Source organism: Psychrobacillus sp. NPDC093180 (assembly GCF_044754065.1).
In the GTDB taxonomy this organism is placed as follows: domain Bacteria; phylum Bacillota; class Bacilli; order Bacillales_A; family Planococcaceae; genus Psychrobacillus.
In genome coordinates, this window is sequence record NZ_JBIVOJ010000014.1 from 67606 (window position 1) to 85418 (window position 17813).

13 protein-coding genes are annotated in these 17813 nt (G+C 36.5%); 4 read left to right on the forward strand and 9 right to left on the reverse strand.

Annotated elements, in window-relative coordinates:
• The 7 genes from ACIP9W_RS18790 to ACIP9W_RS18820 all read right to left on the reverse strand — a co-directional run bounded on the left by ACIP9W_RS18790 (nt 1) and on the right by ACIP9W_RS18820 (nt 7324).
• Nucleotides 1–1614, reverse strand: coding sequence for a YceG family protein (locus tag ACIP9W_RS18790; protein WP_400792566.1), 1614 nt, complete (start codon nt 1612–1614; stop codon nt 1–3).
• Between the two features lie 24 nt (nt 1615–1638).
• Entirely contained in the window at nt 1639–2445 is an 807-nt protein-coding gene (locus ACIP9W_RS18795) for an HAD family hydrolase (RefSeq protein ID WP_400792569.1), read from the reverse strand.
• On the reverse strand, nt 2442–3557 hold the full coding sequence (locus tag ACIP9W_RS18800) for a cysteine protease StiP family protein (protein WP_400792572.1): 1116 nt from the start codon (nt 3555–3557) through the stop codon (nt 2442–2444). The genes ACIP9W_RS18795 and ACIP9W_RS18800 overlap by 4 nt, the downstream gene beginning before the upstream one ends.
• 1 nt (nt 3558) lies before the next feature.
• Complete coding sequence (locus tag ACIP9W_RS18805) at nt 3559–4914, reverse strand: phosphoribosyltransferase domain-containing protein (protein ID WP_400792574.1); 1356 nt, start codon at nt 4912–4914, stop codon at nt 3559–3561.
• Nucleotides 4841–6001: an HpcH/HpaI aldolase/citrate lyase family protein gene (locus tag ACIP9W_RS18810; protein ID WP_400792576.1), complete on the reverse strand. Its 1161-nt coding sequence runs from the start codon at nt 5999–6001 to the stop codon at nt 4841–4843. Before ACIP9W_RS18810 ends, ACIP9W_RS18805 begins: the two co-directional genes overlap by 74 nt.
• A 118-nt stretch (nt 6002–6119) precedes the next feature.
• On the reverse strand, nt 6120–6695 hold the full coding sequence (locus tag ACIP9W_RS18815) for a TerD family protein (protein WP_282242424.1): 576 nt from the start codon (nt 6693–6695) through the stop codon (nt 6120–6122).
• Nucleotides 6696–6709: 14 nt separating this feature from the next.
• On the reverse strand, nt 6710–7324 hold the full coding sequence (locus tag ACIP9W_RS18820; RefSeq protein ID WP_282242423.1) for a TerD family protein: 615 nt from the start codon (nt 7322–7324) through the stop codon (nt 6710–6712).
• Between the two features lie 375 nt (nt 7325–7699).
• Here ACIP9W_RS18820 and ACIP9W_RS18825 point away from each other — a divergent pair, with 375 nt between their 5' ends.
• The 3 genes from ACIP9W_RS18825 (at nt 7700) to ACIP9W_RS18835 (ending at nt 13017) form a co-directional block, all read left to right on the forward strand.
• Nucleotides 7700–10039, forward strand: a complete 2340-nt coding sequence (locus ACIP9W_RS18825; RefSeq protein WP_400792580.1) for a helix-turn-helix domain-containing protein — start codon at nt 7700–7702, stop codon at nt 10037–10039.
• Nucleotides 10040–10431: 392 nt separating this feature from the next.
• Entirely contained in the window at nt 10432–11820 is a 1389-nt protein-coding gene (locus ACIP9W_RS18830; RefSeq protein WP_282242421.1) for an MFS transporter, read from the forward strand.
• Nucleotides 11821–11835: 15 nt separating this feature from the next.
• The gene (locus ACIP9W_RS18835; protein WP_400792583.1) at nt 11836–13017 is read left to right on the forward strand and encodes an amidohydrolase; all 1182 of its coding nucleotides are present in this window, start codon (nt 11836–11838) and stop codon (nt 13015–13017) included.
• Nucleotides 13018–13439: 422 nt separating this feature from the next.
• Here the strand turns inward: ACIP9W_RS18835 and ACIP9W_RS18840 are convergent, their stop codons facing one another.
• The gene (locus tag ACIP9W_RS18840) at nt 13440–15089 is read right to left on the reverse strand and encodes a methyl-accepting chemotaxis protein (RefSeq protein ID WP_400792586.1); all 1650 of its coding nucleotides are present in this window, start codon (nt 15087–15089) and stop codon (nt 13440–13442) included.
• A 22-nt stretch (nt 15090–15111) separates the two neighbouring features.
• Entirely contained in the window at nt 15112–16089 is a 978-nt protein-coding gene (locus ACIP9W_RS18845) for a BMP family lipoprotein (protein WP_400792589.1), read from the reverse strand.
• Nucleotides 16090–16404: 315 nt separating this feature from the next.
• Between ACIP9W_RS18845 and ACIP9W_RS18850 the strand changes: the two genes are divergently transcribed.
• Nucleotides 16405–17808: a tetratricopeptide repeat-containing diguanylate cyclase gene (locus tag ACIP9W_RS18850; protein WP_400792592.1), complete on the forward strand. Its 1404-nt coding sequence runs from the start codon at nt 16405–16407 to the stop codon at nt 17806–17808.
• Nucleotides 17809–17813: the final 5 nt, after the last annotated feature.

Sequence of the window (17813 nt, forward strand, 5' to 3'; positions counted from 1 at the left end):
CTATCGAAATTTTTTAAAGATTTTTTGTACGACACTTGGATTTTTAAATGGTTCATTAAAACTTCGATCATCCATCCAATGTAAGTCGAATGTACCTTCTTGTACCCATTTTTCAATGTCCAAATGACCTTTGGGGTTAACAATGATAACATCTAGTCCTAGTAAATGCATCATACACAATGCATTAGCGTCTGCTCTACTTAACTCTGGACCATTTTCCTCATTATAAAGAAAAATGGTGGGGACAAATTGTGGATAGTCAAAAGTTTGTAAAAGACGAATTACAAAGTCTGGTAATACCATAGATTGTGCAAATGCATATAGCTGAAGATCTTCCGTTGATTCTTTTCCTTGAGGAAGTAAAATTGGATCTTCTGCATGTTTAGCTATTGCTTCTCCAATGACAGTTTGTGTGCCTGTTGGTAATTTTCCATATGTCCACCAATTGGCAGCTTTCATCTTTTCGGCATCTAATATTCCATTTGCCCCTAAAGCATCTCGATAATGAAATAGCTGATTTGTTTTTTGCTCCTTTGTGAAAGGGAAATGTCGAATGACATGTGTATCCTCACGTTCAGTTAAAGAATGCACATTGTTCCAGAAGCGCTTGCGATTTTTATCAATTCCCATCATTTTAGCAAACACAACAGGGATAGTTACTTGCTTATTGCTTACCTCAAAATATGGACGAATCATCGCTCTTTCTTTTGCGATTAAAAATACTTCATCTTCCGTCGTTTTTAACCGAATAGAATTCGTAGAAAAAGACTTGAATTGGAATGGCTTATATAATCCTGAGTTTTCATGATGTAATAGTTCATTAATCTCTTGCGTTGCTTTAAAAGCAACAGTTCCTGCAATTTTCGGCATTTCATCTGGCAATGGTTTTAGTTCAGTTTCTATTTTCGGAAAGCGATGACTATGCTCTGCATCAATTCCTAGCATTTGTTTTGGCCAAGCATCATCGGAAGGATTAAATACAACTACATGAAATCCGAAATTAGCTAAATAGGAAAGGAACCATTTTTCGCTAGGTGTAGAATCGCCATACCAAAGAAATCCAGGTAGTCCTTTTTTAAAATCTACTTTTTCTAAAGCAGGTTCTACATGGTTGAAAATCCACTTCACTAGATCGGTTGTAATTCGTCTATATTCGTGATGAAGGGTTCCTTCTGCATAAGTAGCTTGCAGGTTTTTTGATAGATCTATTAATGTGGTTCGAATTCTTCTATTTAGGCCAGCATCATTTAAAGCAGGCAATAGTGCATACCCGTCTAAAAAGGCGACCATCCGATTTGGGGATAATCCTTTTTCTTTTCGATGCATATCAAACAATTGATTGATCGAGCGTAACCTTTCTGCTGTGATTTCTTTATTGAGCGCATCAGAAAGGATGGTTAACATGCCAGAAGACTCGTTTACTTGTGTATGCAGGAAAGAGAAATATTCATCTTCATCTAAGGACATACCGACGTATTGGCAAACTAATTGAGGGTAAGTTAATGTTTCCCCGTCAATAGATACTTTCGTAGAATCTCCTAAAGAATCTTTTAACCAATTTCCAATATTGGATGAATCCCACGAGTTCATCCGTTTTGGATTTAAATTCACCATGGGTTCTCCCCCTATTCACAACTATTATAACAAATACTCACATACTTTTTTTACTATTTCTTCCCCAGCAAGTACTCCGCTATTGTTTGTAACGAAAACATGAGGAGGGAGTAGTTCCTTTTGTTTTACTGCTTCCCCGTGAGAGGGGATATAGCCTTGATCAGCACTCATAACCATATCAAAATCAAGCATGGAATCACCTGCAGCAATAACAGTTTTAGCCTCTATTCGTTCTTTCACAAATTGAAGTGCCGTTGATTTATTAATACAATTTGGCATAATATACAATTTTCTGCCTTGATGAGAAAGTGTAAAACCTTGTTCATAAAAAATTTGCGAAAGATTTTCAAGCTCTTCCACTGAGAACATTTTTTCATCAATAATCATATATACAAACCAAGACTCTGCATGTAAAACGCGGAGAACGAACTCTTTTTTAGCATATGCCTCTAACTGGGGCATTACATGTTCAATCGATGTGCAATCTAGCTGGAGTTGCTTTTTCACTTTGTCTGACCACTCCGTAAGAGGTTTTCCATTTTCTAAAATAACAGCTCCATTGGAAACGATTGCATAGGTTGGTTTTTCAGAAGGTTTGAATATCCCTGTAATCCGATTATATTGACTCGCAGTTCTTGTAGTAACTGGTACAAAAGTGATGGTAGGTGAAAGTTTATGAAAGTATTCAATTTCTTTTGTGGTCATAAAAGCAGTTGGTTTTTCATCGACCCATTCTACAGGGGAAAGGTCCTTTTCTTGGACCTCAGTACCCCTGGAGTTTTTACTATAGATAAGTGTACGATCTAAATCACTGGCAAAAAGGATAGTCATCGTAGATCCTCCGATTCAATCAGTCCAATAGCAAGATAAAATAATTCGGGAACTACTTCAATTGGAATGTTTTTTTCCTTGCTCAACTGCAGGATATGGCGGACTGACTCATGACTCGTATCACGTACTAATATTTTATATGGTTTTCTTCTCAATAATACCCTTGTTGTTTCTCCAACACTTGGTTTTACTTTACTAATATCTATTGTTTTATAGAACTGTTTACCAATTGCTTCTACTTCCTGCATACCTCTCCAAGTTCTTGTATCCGTAATAGGGAATTCTGCTGCTAATTTCTTAATGCTAGTTTCCTGCTCTGAAAATCGTTTAGAAATATGGTCAATAAATTCATTAGATACGTCTTCATTTTCAAGTTCTGCATAATATTTTGCCCCGTGATAATCACCAGGGTGATGAAGTTGATCGTTTAAAACGGTGCGACTAACAAGGCCGGATACGGTTGAATTTAAGCATGCATTTGGAATAAGGAAATCTTCCCTCGTACCAAATAGTGTGGCGCATTCCCCAGGATCGGTTAAAACAGCCAAATCATCATTTAAACGAAGTTCGTATGCTTCATTTAAATACTGTACTGATTTTGTTAGCTCGTTTTGAATGGCCCCTTTTCCAGTCCAACCATCTACAAATTGTATATGGCTATTTGGGTGAAGTTCCCTGATTGTTTTAACTGCTTCCTCATCGATTCCTTTCCCTCTTAGTATAGATATACTAAAATGAGGCCAATTAAGTTTCAAAAAGTTTTTAGCATATCTTTTCATTAATATGCCAATTGGACTTCCTGCTCGTGCAAGAGAAACAAGTACGACATCATCCGTGTTTGCGAATTTACGCACTCGTCTCGTTAAAATGCCAACTAGTTGTGCGATATGATCAGCAGAATCCTTTAGCGCTTGCTCGTATACTTTAACGTATTCAGCGGTGGGGCGATATTCAATCGGTAATGACTCAGCATAGTGAGAACCGTTTTGAAAAGACTTTTCCCGTGATTCGATCGATGACTCGATTTGTTCGTTCGATAAATCCTTCAATAAAAAAGTAATATCTTCTGGAGAATAGCTTGTTTTTACTAACTCATTCGTATGTAACTTCATCTTATTCTCCTCCTTCTTCATATGGCAGAGTAAGGGATATCCATGTAACAGGTGCAAAATTCCCTAGATGTGTAAGCAGTGGAAACCAGCTCGTTTTTTCTTTCACAGCTTCTGCTATTACAATGATTTGTTCGGCTTCAACTTCTGCTAGGTTATATATATATTGATCGATTCCGATTGAGTCCGGTAAAGTGAATTTACATTTTTGTTTAATAGGATAGGGTTTTTCATCTTTAGCGAAAATTGGGCTTCTTGTCGTTGTTTGCACTTTCGTCTTTTCGCCAAAAGCCAAAGCAAATCTTAATGGAACATATATATTTTCTCCCACACCAATCACGAGTGTAGATTTGTTTCTATCGATAGAAGGGAGCTTATTAATCATATTTTGAATCCATTCTTCCATTTCTTCGTGATGATCAGAAGTTATACCAAATCTGCCTGTAAAAGCGTTGTATGCAGCATGTGCACTATAGTAAGAAGAAGTGACTGGTGCCGTTAATGATTTATCCGCAAATAGTTCAAATTCCTTCCGGCCTTCAAGATAACTCTGCTCTTTTTCTTCAATCGATGCTTCATTGCTCAATAAAAACTGACCAGAAAGAATAGAAATTACTTCTGCTGATATACCGCGAGCTTTCATCACATGATTAAATTCACTTCGTTGATCGTCACTTCGCCAATCTAAAATAGATAAAACTTTATATTGTTTGTCAGGAAATGATTTACTTAACGCTGCGATAAGGTTGGAGGCGGTAAGGCCTGTGGTAATTTCATCATCCACCAGGACAATCGTTTCCGCTTCCATTAATATTTCTTCAGGTGCATAGACGCGGTGTGAGGTAGCATGAGAATGCTCTTCTTCAAAATAAAAGGAAGGCTTTAAATTGATTATTTCTTCTCTCGTTGTATGGATATATGTTGCATCATAAAAGTGGTTGAATACCGCATGTCCTAAGCCAGTAGCAGTTTCAGCAAAACCAATAAAAACAGTTTTGGTTGGTAATTTTGCTTTGTATGCCAATGATTTTGCGCTTAATGCTCGATCTGGAATACCTGAATTAACCATTTCCACAATTTCATCTAACTGTGGAAGAGGTTTTTGACCTTCATTCTCCAGAAGCATAGAAGCTAAAATAGACCCAGTTGCAAGAGAGATGGCGGGGTCTACTGCCAAATGCTTTCCGAGTAAGCGGCTTACGAATAAAAAGTTTCTTTTTTTGTTTATTCTTACCCCCATTTCAAAAAGGGCATCAGGTGAAAAGTTATTTGGATTGTTTTTTACTTCAATTGTTAATTTTAAGTCTCCGTGTAAGTTGTACGTTTTTGATATGTTGGAGGAAGTCGAGTGATGTAACATTTTCTTTAAGCACCCCATATATTTCTGCTTGTGTTAGTATTTTTAAAGCCCAGTTATAATGAGGCTTCACTTCATTCATTTTGTTTCTCGCCGAACTTCGTAAAACTCCGTTCGTCTCGTCTTTGTTTCCGACGATTAATCGTGCATCATCGTATATTTCTTTTGGTACTATGTAAGCAGCATTTACAATGTCAATTTGAGAAGGATGAATACAGGTTTTCCCGAAAAAACCATTGTCAATATCTAGTTGTACTTCGTTCCATAGAACAGCTTCAAATCCATTTAAGTCATGAGTAGTTATCGCATGGTTTTGCGAGCTAAAATAATCATAAACAGGACCAGAGACGATAAAGTTATCCTCTTGTCTTGTGAATTGGTTTAAAACAGCAGTTAAACAATCTGAAACAAGCTTTATATCATATACTGTTCGGTTGCCAGGACGTCTTAAACCAAAGAGGCTTGTAAAGTCGGTTGCCCCTACACGAATGGTTAAAATAGTATCTTCATATTCCTTGAATAACTTGTACAAGCTAGTAAGCTCTTGTTCTCTCAATTCTGTATAAATTATTTCTTTTGTTTCTAAAATAGGCAATGCGTATAAATAGGTTGAATAATATCGATTAATGTCTTGCAAGCAGGCTAAAAAATTCTCGGCATTCGAAGTTGTACATTTGGGGAAAACAATCCCAGTAAAAAGACCAATGGTGCTGCCTAATTGTTCTGCTAGTTTTTGAAGCTGCTCTACGTTTCTAATGCGAAGGAATAGAAGGGGGAGTTCATGTTCTGAAGTTACTCCTTTTTCAAAACCTTGGTCTATTAGGCGGAGCTCATGGATGACGTTATGTTCTGCCAAGATAAGCTCAGAATCTGCAATCGAGTCTTCTAAGCAAATAATAGCGTTTGTTAAATTTCGTAAATTATTGTTTGTTAACTTTGATTTGATGTCCGGCATGGAACCTGGAATATATAAGGTAGCTCCTAGTGCAATGCCTAATTTTTTTTTATCTAGATCTTTCGAAAAATCTTTAGGCGGTACATGAAAAAAATGTTGTAATTCGTTGTCATGCACTCCTCGAAAATGCTTCATGAATTTCACTCCTAAAAATGAAGAAGGCGCTGTTAGGTTCACCCATATTCCACTTATGTTTTACTTTTTGTAAAATAAAAAGCAAGGAAAAAGACCCTTGCTTTTTGCTTGTGCTGTTTTAGTTAAGACCGAAGTCAGTAACTAAAGCTGCTAAACCACCTTGGTATCCACTACCAATGGCATTGAATTTCCATTCGCCGTTATGACGATACAATTCTCCTACTACTACTGCAGTTTCAATAGAAAAATCTTCTCCTAGGTCATAACGGATCAATTCTTCTCCACTATCAGCATTTAAAATTCGTGCATATGAATTGTTTACTTGACCAAAGTTTTGGCCACGTGCTTCTGCATCGTGAATAGTAATACTAAATGCAATTTTTTCAATGGAAGCCGGCACGGTTGATAGGTTAATATTTACTTGCTCATCGTCCCCATCTCCGTCTCCAGTACGATTGTCTCCTGTATGGACAACAGCACCACCAGCACCCGTTGTATTATTATAGAAAATGAAGTCACTTTCAGAAGAACATTTTCCATTGCTTCCAAGTAAGAATACAGATGAGTCTAAGTCAAAATCGTTCCCACCGTCATATTTATTTGTATCCCAACCTAATCCTACTGTTACATTCACTAAACCTGGGTTTGTTTTTGTTAAATCTACCTTTTGTCCTTTTGATAAATTAATGCCCATTCATAAACAACTCCTTATAAGTATTTGTTTGCAATAGAACCTATGTCTAAATCAGATGTGCCTTCACCGACAGCGGAGAATTTCCATTCAGAACCATGACGATATAACTCACCTGGGAAAAGAGAGGTTTTTCCAGCATAGCTTTCGGATAAGTTATAATGTACTAACTCTTCTTTCGTTCCATTATCTACAAGTCGGATGAAGGCATTTTGAATAAGACCGAAATCTTGCTTTCTTTGTTTCGCTTGATAAATGTTAACTACGAATACCAACCTATGTACGGAAGATGAAATCGCGTTTAAGTTAACATTGATAACCTCGTCATCGCCTTCTCCGGCTCCAGTTAAATTATCGCCTGAGTGAACGACACTACCATCTTGGCTTGCTTTGTTGCCAAAATACACTAGGTTTTTTTTAGATTGCAATTTGCCGTTCTCATCTAGCAGTAATACAGAAGCATCACAATCTACTTCAGCTCCGCTAGCACCGCCACCTAGTAGACCTCCTAAAAAGCCACCACTTTTTTTCTTTTCAACAGGGTCCCAACCTAAACCAACCATAACGCTTGATAAAGAAGATCTCCCTTTAGTTAAATCTATTTTTTGACCTTTTACCAAATTAATGCCCATTCATATCCCTCCATTTAAAAATAGCCTTATAAATGATACGTTATTGCGTGCAAAAAGTTTCAAAAAATAGAACAAATCATACATTCTGTTTTTATAAAGAGCAGGTAGAGAATGTATATCAGAATCTTTTACCTATTACTATTATTAACACAAAAAGAGCTGAACTTCACTTAATATGAAATTGTCCCGTAAATGTTTTTTTATTTTCTTTTTATTTTAACCAATCGAGGTCGTTGAAAATAGAAACTGCGATAAATACAATCTCAAAATTAACCCTCTGTAAAAAGATAGTCGTGCTAAGTTAAACTGATAAATGTTGCACCATATACTTCTCTATTAGTAAGATGACGATAAGAGTTTTAGGAGGTGATCGTTATGGACGAGCGATTAAAAGATTTTCATCTTCGGATACAAAAAATTGGAAATGTGGACCGTGAAGTAAATCGCGGGATTGAATTTGTTTTAGTGATCGAAGGGGAACTTACGATTGAGACGAGTAGTAGAATTTATCAAATGAAAGAAAAGGATTTACTTGTTATTAATCGAAACGAGCTTTTTGAAATGAAGGGAAATAAAGAAAACAGTGTTCTGCGATTCACCATTTCTGATTTGTATATGGAACAATCCTTTAAAGAGTATCGCCATCAATGGTTTGAATGCTTTTCGCAAGACATAGACATCGGGCGGGAAGCATTAATGGATCAGCTCCGTACATTGTTTGGTGAAATGGTCATCACTTTCTACCGGAAAGACGATATTTACACGATAGAAATGCAACGAATTGTAAGTGAAATTCTTCTTATACTTATTCGTCGTTTCAAAGAGGAAGGAAATGCATTAGGGCAGCTAGATACTGAAGATGATAGACTCGTACAGCTCATTGATTATATGGAGAGACATTATCAAGAACAGATTACACTAGAACAGATGGCTCATATGCTCTATGTGTCACCAGGGTACTTATCCCGCTATTTCAAACGAAAAATGGGCTTGGGATTTAGTCGTTTTTTAATGGATATTCGTTTAAAGCATAGTGTGAAAGACTTACTTTATACGTCAGATTCCATTGCTTCTATAGCGATGAATAATGGCTTTCCGAACACGAAATCCTTTACGAGCCTTTTTAAAGAAATTTACGAGGAAACACCAAAAATATATCGGGAACGTCATATGGAAGAGGATATAACCATCGATAACACTGGAAACATAAAAGGCGTGGAAACAATCACTAACTCATCCTCCATTTTTCTTCAATTAGGGTCAATGCTTGCTGAAACAAATAAAACATACAGCAATACGGAAACACGTTTTGAAGAGTTGCGAATTGATGTTTCTGTTCCTACAAATGACAAAATTACTCGCCCAGATCATGTTTTAATCGTTCGAGAATTAAAAGAGCTATTAAAAGAGGATATACGGGAGCAAGTATTAACTGTAAAAGAAGATTTAAGGCTTAGCTATGTAGGGATTCAAAACTTAGTAAGTAATGCTACATTTCTACCAACTGTTGAAACAGATGAGGCGATTGCGACTTCTTCTCCGTATTTTAAGGCAGATATGGCTATTAACTTTTTGAAAAAGCATGATCTTGCCATATTTAGTCGTGTTAGCTATCAAGATATATCAGCGGATGAAGCTTCTTATTTTAAAAAATTGGAGGAATTTCTTCGCCATTGTCTTCAAGTGTTTGGCGAGAATTATGTTAGTAAGTGGCATGTTCTCTTTTATGAATCGTATTTTACAGCAGTTGATCAAAAAGAATTGTGCCGTATGTATACGAAATTGTACAGCAGTATCAAGAAAATTGTTCCCGGTATCCATATCGGTGTGTATTTGCCGTTTTCTTTTGAAGAAGAAAAAACAAGCAATCGTCATTCATGGATTTTACAAGAAGAAGATCGCATAGATTTTATTGGTTTCCATGCCAATCAAAATGAAGTCATTGATTTTGAGGAGACGAGTAATGATCGATTTTTGCTAGCAAAGGATTATATTAAAGAAAAAACAAATAAAATGAAATATTATCTAAAGCAGCATCATATCGACAAACCCCTCCATTTAGTGACGTGGAATACGTTATCTGGAAATACACGTTATACAAACGGCACATTTTTTCGAGGGGCTTTAGTGTTAAAAAGTGCATGGGATATTTCAAATGATGTCGACTCACTTGCTTTTTGGATTAACACGGAATTGCATGAAGTTGATGATCAACACCATCGTATTCAATTGGAAGGAATGGAATTGTTTCATTATTTTAATGGAAAACGTCCGGCTTTTTATGCAATGTCGTTTGCAGAAAAACTGTCTGGAAGCATTGTTGCACAAGGACTAGATTTCATCATGACGGAGTATGAGAGGGGCTATCAATTAGTGCTCATGAATTGTATTAATATAAACCCTTATTTCTCCATTGAAGATGCATTTTTGAAAAAGTTGAATAAGGATGTACGGGTAATTATAGAGGGGTTGAAGCCTGGTGAGTATCAGGTTAGAAAGTATACGTATGATAAAGATAATGGAGCACTTTATACAAATTGGTGGAACTTAGGTAGTAAGCATGGAGTAGATATAGAAATAGCTGAATATATTAATCGACTTAGTCATCCATCCTTGCAAATTTTTGATGAAACAATAGATGGAGACTGGTCATTCTACTCCTATTTAACCATCAACGCCATTCACTTTTTTGATATACGCAAATCGTACGTTTAACAGCAGTCATATGGACATCGGAACACATCAGTGAATACTAGCGTAGCTAGTATCCCCTGGTGTGTTTTTTGTGCAACCAAATATACCATTTTTCGTTGTCCATTATTCTATATTTCCGAACGAACCTTTGAGAAAAATCTACACTAAAAGGTACAATATTAACCGTCTTTTTTGTACCTAACATTTCGTCAATCAAAATAATGCCTAATTTTATATAGGAACACATCAAAAAAGGCATGATGATAAAATGATCTTTCTTTTAAAATATAGCTATAGGGAAGCTTCCCCAACAAGTTAAAACAGGCCTTGTACTAATTCTAAAGTATTTTGTATGAAACAGCATTTTTAACAAATAATCAATACGTAGTGAAACAACGAAATAAGGAGTGTACATGATGGAAACAACCTATAAAGGTTCAAATAAAATGATTACAGGTATCGTTTTTGGTGTATTAACATTCTGGTTATTTGCCCAAGCGATGGTTAACGTGGTTCCAGCTATCCAACAAGATTTAGGGATTTCGATGGGAACATTAAATATTGCTATTAGCTTAACGGCATTATTCTCAGGTATTTTTATCGTAGCAGCAGGTGGACTTGCTGATAAAGTAGGACGTAAGAAAATTACTAATATTGGGCTGATCTTAAGTATTATCGGTTCACTTTGCTTAGTGTTAGCAAATGGTGCTACTTTACTCATTATTGGTCGTATTATTCAAGGGATTTCAGCGGCATGTATTATGCCTTCTACAATCGCATTAATGAAAGCTTACTTCGAAGGAGCAGAACGTCAGCGTGCGCTAAGCTTTTGGTCTATTGGTTCATGGGGTGGATCTGGTGTTTGTTCTTTACTGGGCGGAGCAATCGCAACATATATGGGATGGAAATGGATTTTCATTTTTTCAATTATCTTCGCAGTTCTTGCGTTATGGTTAATAAAAGACACGCCTGAAAGTAAAGCAAAAGACAATGGTAATTCGAAATTCGATATAGGTGGATTAATTGTCTTCATTATTACGATGTTGGCGCTGAATATTTTCATCACACAAGGTGCTGAAATTGGCTGGACAAACTGGATTACAATCGTTTTAGTAGCGGTGACAATCATTGGTGCGATAATATTCGTGAAAGTCGAAAATGGTAAATCAAATGCGTTAATCGATTTTGCGCTATTTAAAAATGCACCATATACAGGTGCAACAGTTTCTAACTTCTTGCTTAATGCGGTTGCAGGTACATTAGTGGTTGCAAATACGTATGTACAAGAGGGGAGAGGATTTACATCTTTCCAATCGGGTATGTTATCAATAGGCTACCTCATTGCAGTTCTAGGAATGATTCGTGTTGGTGAAAAAATTCTACAAAAAATTGGTGCGAAAAAACCGATGCTTTGGGGTGCATTTTTGACTCTAATCGGTGTTGGTGTAATGGGCTTAACATTTTTACCAGACGTAGCGTATACAGTTGTCGTATTCATCGGTTTTGCTTTGTTCGGTTTAGGCTTAGGTTTGTACGCAACACCGTCTACAGATACAGCTGTATCCAATGCACCGGATGATAAAATTGGAGCAGCATCTGGTATATATAAGATGGCTAGTTCCCTCGGCTCAGCTTTTGGGGTTGCAATTTCTGCTACTGTATATGCAATGATTGCAGACAAAAGTGGAGTTGATGCAGCGGCAACTGGTGGTATTATAACAAACGTGATTTTCGCAATCATTGCATTGCTATCAATTCTCTTCATGGTTCCTAATAACGCTGGTAAAAGTGAAGTTAAATAAGGGAGAGTGCAGATTATGAAAGAAACATTAATGAAAATGTTAGAAGAGCGAGAAGAAGAAATTATTCAAATTCGTCGATATTTACACGAAAACCCAGAGTTATCTTTTAAAGAAGAAAACACGGCTAAATATATTGAAGACTTTTATAAAGGTAAAGATGTGGAAGTTCAAACGAATGTTGGGAATGGATACGGTATTATTGTAACAATCAAAGGGGCTAAACCTGGTAAAACAATTGGGCTTCGTGCAGATTTTGATGCACTCCCAATTGTAGAAGAAACACCAGTCCCATTTAAATCGAAAAATGAAGGTGTGATGCATGCGTGTGGTCATGATGGTCATACAGCTTATTTATTGGTATTGGCAGATTGCTTGATCCAATTGAAATCAGAGTTGTCTGGAACGATTAAAATCATTCATCAGCATGCTGAAGAGGTTCCACCAGGTGGGGCAAAAAGTATTGTAGAATCTGGATTAATTGATGATTTAGATGAAGTGTATGGAATTCATTTGCTACCGATGGGTCCGGCAGGATTAGTCGGCTATCACGCTGGCTTCGCATTCAATGGAAGAGCATATATGAAATTAAAAATTCAAGGTAGAGGTGGACATGGTTCCTCTCCTCATTTAGCGAATGATGCAATTGTTGCAGGTGCACATTTTGTTACAGCAGTTCAAACGATTATTAGTCGCAGATTAAGTCCGTTTGATATTGGAGTGATTACCATTGGTTCATTTGATGGGAAAGGTACATTCAATGTCATTAAAGATAGTGTAGAACTTGAAGCCGACATTCGTTATATGACAGTGGAAACGAAAGAAACGATTGAAAGAGAAGTAAGACGTCTTGTGAAAGGACTGGAAGAAGAATTTGGTGTTACTTGTGAGTTAACATATACACCAGATTATCCACCAGTATACAATAACCCTGAATTGACAGCGAAAGTGGCTGAGACACTTAAAAATGCCAATGATCCACATATTAAAGAAGTGAGAGAGTTCCCGGCACTAGCTCCATCAGAAGATTTTGCTTACTATGCGGAGAAATTCCCAGCGTGCTTCTTCTATATTGGCTGTACGCCTGAAGGAGTGGAGGATCCATATTTTAATCATCATCCCAAATTTGATATTGATGAAGCATCTTTATTAGTCGCAGCAAAAGCTGTAGGACAAGTTGTATGTAGTTTGCAGGAATAAAAAAGTAAGGCTATCTCTAAAGTCTATTTTGACTTAAGAGATAGCCTAGTTTTGTTGCATGATAAAATGAATTAAATAATTCATAAGGAAGTCGCTATTTAGGGAAACTGCGTGGTATTTATCGGCGTATCATTCCAAGTAAACTTATTATTCTAAGGAATGATTGCTTTCAACAGCGATTTGATTGCTTTCATGCTGATTTAGTTGCTTTCCAGGTAGATTTGATTGCTTTCAATTATTGGTTGGTTGCCCTTAGCCATTTTATGGATAACATGATCAAAAAGATGTTGATGATTTTGTTTTTAGCAAGTCAATCATAAATATATAAGAATTTATTATTGATTTTCGCTCACCCCACGAAAAGCGTACTGTAGTGAAAATCATGGCGGACACTTCATTCAACTCACTACCGTACAGTCTCCCTAAACCGTAAACTTGGAAATTCTTTGTTGCAATTCTTCTGCAAGGTTTGCTAAGGAAACGGCCGCAGCAGTGACCTCTTCCATAGAGGCTAATTGCTCCTCGGAAGCAGCTGCAACGGAATTGGAGCTGTCCGCAGTTATTTTAGCGACATTGGTCATCTCTTGCGCATGAGTAGATACTTGTACCATTTGATCATTAATATTGTTAGTAACTTTCGTAATAGTACTTACTTGTTCTTTTACAAGCTCTACAGAAACCAGGATATCGTGGAATGTCTCTTCGGTCTGATGGGCAATTTCTAGACCAGCATTCACTCTATTTTTCACATCATTTATCGAAGCGACGGTCTTGTTAGTATCTAGTTCAATTTCTGATGCAATTCCGGAAATACTTGAAACAGAATTTCTTGTTTGCTCGGAAAGTTTTCTTACCTCATCTGCTACGACAGCAAATCCTTTTCCTGCTTCACCAGCTCTTGCAGCTTCAATTGCAGCGTTTAATGCAAGTAAGTTTGTTTGTTCAGCGATATCAGTAATTAGTTTTAATACGTGTACGATTTCTTTGGTGCGATCGTTTAGTATAATAAGTGCTTTGTCTGTTTCCTCAACGGATGTGCTGATCGATTTCATCTGTGAGACGGTTTCTTGAACGAACTCAGCACCTTGTTTTGTTTTTTCATTGGTTGAAACGGAAAGCTCCATGACTGCATTCGCTTGCTCAGCTATTTGAGTGACTGCGTTTAAACTTTCTTCAGCTGAACGTGCAGACTCATCAGACATGAAGGTTTGTTGGTCCGCTCCATCTGAAACAAGTTGAATGGAAGTAGAGATTAGCTCGGTTCCTTTCATTGTTTCATCTGCACTTGCCATTAACTCTTCTGCAGAAGCAGCAACTTGGTTGGAGCTATCTGATACATGGGTAATGACATCTCTTAAATGGATGGTCATTTGTTGGAAGGAATTTTGTAAAGCAGCTACTTCGTCACGAGTTGTGACATCTGCTAGTTTGACAGTTAAATTTCCTTTTGCAATTTCTTCTGCATTTTTAGTAATTTGTTTTATTGGACGTACAATCCGGTTCGTAAAGAAGAAAGTCGATAAAATACTGCCAATTAAAAGGACTGCCACTAAAATAATTGAAATAGACATAATTCCATTAATCTTCGTTTGTAAGTCAGACTGCATCATTAGATATTCAGATGTAATACTTCGTTTTAGTTCGATTACATCATTTATCATCCCTTTTGTTCGAAGAGATTGCCGCTTTATTTCGGCTATATTTTGCGTACTTAACGCGTTATTTGTCTCGTTTAAAATTTCTTCATATTTACGAAAAAGTTGTTTCGAAATAGCTTGCTGGTCCTCTTTTGTTAAGGTAGGGCTTAGTGCGTCGTAGAGTGATTGCATATTTGCTAAGTCGACGTCTATATCGTTTTTATTGCTCTCGGAAATATTTAAAGAATAAGCGCTTAAAGATTTTTGAAGGCTTTTTGCTGTGCTATTCAGTTCTTCTACTTTCACTAAGTCCTTCACGATTTGTTCGGTAGAAGATTTTAGTGAAGCTAATTGAGTAATGTTATATCCAATAATGCAAGTTGAAAGCAGTAATGGGATAAGAGAGATCAATAATATTTTTTGTTTAAGTTTCATCTAATTTCACCTCACTTTTTTATTATTGTATTGTAATCGAGCCATTTGAAATATCTTCTTGTAGTTTATCGAGTTTACTCTGTTCGGCGGGTGAAAGATTAATGACACGAATAGGAGCCAAATTTACACCGTTTTCTTTTATGCCTAACACCTGATTTTTTTCGGAAATTTTCCCGGTTTCCACGAACTCTTTGATCGTATTGAAAATAGCGATGTCTACTTGTTTTAACATAGAGGACACGATACTGTTCTCAGCCAAATAGTATTGATCACTATCTACTCCGAATGAGTAAATACCAGCTTTCTGGGCTTCTAGAATTGCCCCAACTCCTGTAAATCCAGCTGCAGGATAAATAAAATCTGCTCCAGCAGCAATCATTTCTTTTGCAATACTTGCTCCGAGTTTATCGTCGCCAAAACTATTTGCATAAGTAGTAAGCACTTGTGCTTCTGGGTTTTGGGATTTGACTCCTGCTGTGAAACCTCTCTCAAATTTTTGGATAAGGGGGGTATCCATACCTCCTATAAATCCAACAACATTGCTTTCTGTTCTAAGTGCAGCTAAAGCTCCTAATAAATAAGAACCTTCATCTTCTTTAAAAGTAACATTATAAATATTAGGCACATCCGATACGGAATCAATAAGTACGAACGTAGTATCTGGATATTTTGGAGCTATTGTTTCAAGCGCCTCTTGTAAAGAAAAGCCCAGACCTATGATTAAATCATTCCCTTGTGCAACTAGCTCTTCCAGTCCATTTTCATATGTATTTGTATGTTGAATTTCTCGGTAATCAAAAGATATATTTAACTCATCACGAGCTTGTTCCAAGCCTATCAATCCAAGGTCCGAGAATGATTGATCTCCTAGACCGTCATCTGAAAGCATCACCCCTATCTTTACTCTTTCTTTGGCATCTGTACTCTTTTCCTTATTCGAACATCCAGTGAGTATAAGCGAAAAAATGATGGCCATATATAAAATGATGCTCTTCTTCATAAAATCATTCCTAACTATTTATTATTTCCACTTAATATGTATCGGCAACTCGGTAAAGTTATTAATAATTAGAGATATGGCATGTTAAAAGTAATGATAAATTACAATCTATTGACAAATTATTTCACACTTACGAATAAATGCAATGATTAGATAATTAGACATTTCCAAGTTATAATGAATTGAGTAAAAAGTGATTATAAAAAAATGGATATATAGGGAAAAAGGATATTCAACACATTTTATAAAATAGGTGTTAAGTATCATTCATATTATTTTAATCTAGAATCCTGAAAAGATTGGAGTAAAGTGATCATGAAAGAAGTATTAAGCAGTTTGCAGGCGGAGGTTACGCAGTTACGAGCTGACGGGAAATACCAAGAAACAATAGAACTGGCAAACGAGCTATTAGAGCTTGGAATAGTACATAAAGATTACAAATCTATACTTATTGCTCATATCACTCAGGCCGCTTCTTATTATTCAATTGGATACATAGAGGAAGCCTTTGCAAGTATGGAACGGTATGAGGAAATTACAATGGTTCATGGGGATGATACAGATTATCTGCAATTATATAATGTTATGTTCTTGTTATATGAATTCAATAAGCAATATGAGGATGCAAAGGAAACCTTAAACAAAAGTATGCAACTTGCGAAGCGACTAAAGAGATATAACATCTTGAGTAATGCCTATAGTAATTATAGTCATGTTTGTATTAAGCTTGATGCTTATGAAGAAGCATTAGAAAATGCTAAAAAAGGGCTTGCTGCCGCAAAGCTACATGAGCCTTATTCTCCTGTTTTAGAAGTACGGGTAATGTTTAATATTGCTCATGCGTATATTTGCTTGAATCTATTAGAAGAAGCGAAATTAGTGATGGATGAAATGGAAAAGAAAAATGTGTTCGAATCCTTTATACGAGAACGTGCACAGTTTCAAATGTTAAAAGGGAACTGGTTGAGTAAGAGAGGGGCATATAAAGAATCCTTTGAAGCATATTCCTCTGCAAAGGAAATTGTAGATACTTATCAGGATGTGTATTTATTGAAGACTATCCAAGAAAAACGATTGAAAATAAGCGAGGCTATGAAGGACATCCATCAATCCTATCAAGTGCAAAAAGAGTATATCCAACTGCTGCAGAAGATTAATGAACGAGAACTTGAATTTAAGGCTATAAAGCTGAATGTAAAGCATCAATTATCCAAGATGCAGAAAAAAGCAGAATTAGATTATTTGACAGGTTTGTACAATCGAAGCTACTTAAATGAACTTGCTACAAGTTGGTTCAGTAACTTGAAAAATGTAAATGCACCAATTAGTTGTATAGCATTTGACCTAGATGGGTTTAAGATGGTTAATGATGTACATGGACATTTAGTAGGTGACGAAGTTATTCGAGAAGTAGGGATGCTATGTAAAAATACTTTGAGTGCTGGGTTCTTTGTTGGTCGTTACGGTGGAGATGAGTTTGTCATAATCGGTAGAGAATCATTTGAGGAGACGTTTAGACTTGCGAATGTCCTAAAAGAAACTATAGCAAGCCTACAATTAGTGAAAAACGGGCAATTTATACAAATAGCGGCCAGTTTTGGGATTTCTTCTACGGAACATGAGTCCATTCATTCTTTTGATGAGCTTTTTCATCTGGCCGACATGCGGCTGTATCAGGCAAAACAAAATGGTAAGAATCAAGTGTATGCTAGAAGTTAAATATA

Excerpts from the sequence above, each read along its gene's own strand:
- ACIP9W_RS18790 (WP_400792566.1), bottom strand. The coding sequence starts at position 1,614 with ATGGTGAATTTAAATCCAAAACGGATGAACTCGTGGGATTCATCCAAT.
- ACIP9W_RS18795 (WP_400792569.1), bottom strand. The coding sequence starts at position 2,445 with ATGACTATCCTTTTTGCCAGTGATTTAGATCGTACACTTATCTATAGT.
- ACIP9W_RS18800 (WP_400792572.1), bottom strand. The coding sequence starts at position 3,557 with ATGAAGTTACATACGAATGAGTTAGTAAAAACAAGCTATTCTCCAGAA.
- ACIP9W_RS18805 (WP_400792574.1), bottom strand. The coding sequence starts at position 4,914 with ATGTTACATCACTCGACTTCCTCCAACATATCAAAAACGTACAACTTA.
- ACIP9W_RS18810 (WP_400792576.1), bottom strand. The coding sequence starts at position 6,001 with ATGAAGCATTTTCGAGGAGTGCATGACAACGAATTACAACATTTTTTT.
- ACIP9W_RS18815 (WP_282242424.1), bottom strand. The coding sequence starts at position 6,695 with ATGGGCATTAATTTATCAAAAGGACAAAAGGTAGATTTAACAAAAACA.
- ACIP9W_RS18820 (WP_282242423.1), bottom strand. The coding sequence starts at position 7,324 with ATGGGCATTAATTTGGTAAAAGGTCAAAAAATAGATTTAACTAAAGGG.
- ACIP9W_RS18825 (WP_400792580.1), top strand. The coding sequence starts at position 7,700 with ATGGACGAGCGATTAAAAGATTTTCATCTTCGGATACAAAAAATTGGA.
- ACIP9W_RS18830 (WP_282242421.1), top strand. The coding sequence starts at position 10,432 with ATGATGGAAACAACCTATAAAGGTTCAAATAAAATGATTACAGGTATC.
- ACIP9W_RS18835 (WP_400792583.1), top strand. The coding sequence starts at position 11,836 with ATGAAAGAAACATTAATGAAAATGTTAGAAGAGCGAGAAGAAGAAATT.
- ACIP9W_RS18840 (WP_400792586.1), bottom strand. The coding sequence starts at position 15,089 with ATGAAACTTAAACAAAAAATATTATTGATCTCTCTTATCCCATTACTG.
- ACIP9W_RS18845 (WP_400792589.1), bottom strand. The coding sequence starts at position 16,089 with ATGAAGAAGAGCATCATTTTATATATGGCCATCATTTTTTCGCTTATA.
- ACIP9W_RS18850 (WP_400792592.1), top strand. The coding sequence starts at position 16,405 with ATGAAAGAAGTATTAAGCAGTTTGCAGGCGGAGGTTACGCAGTTACGA.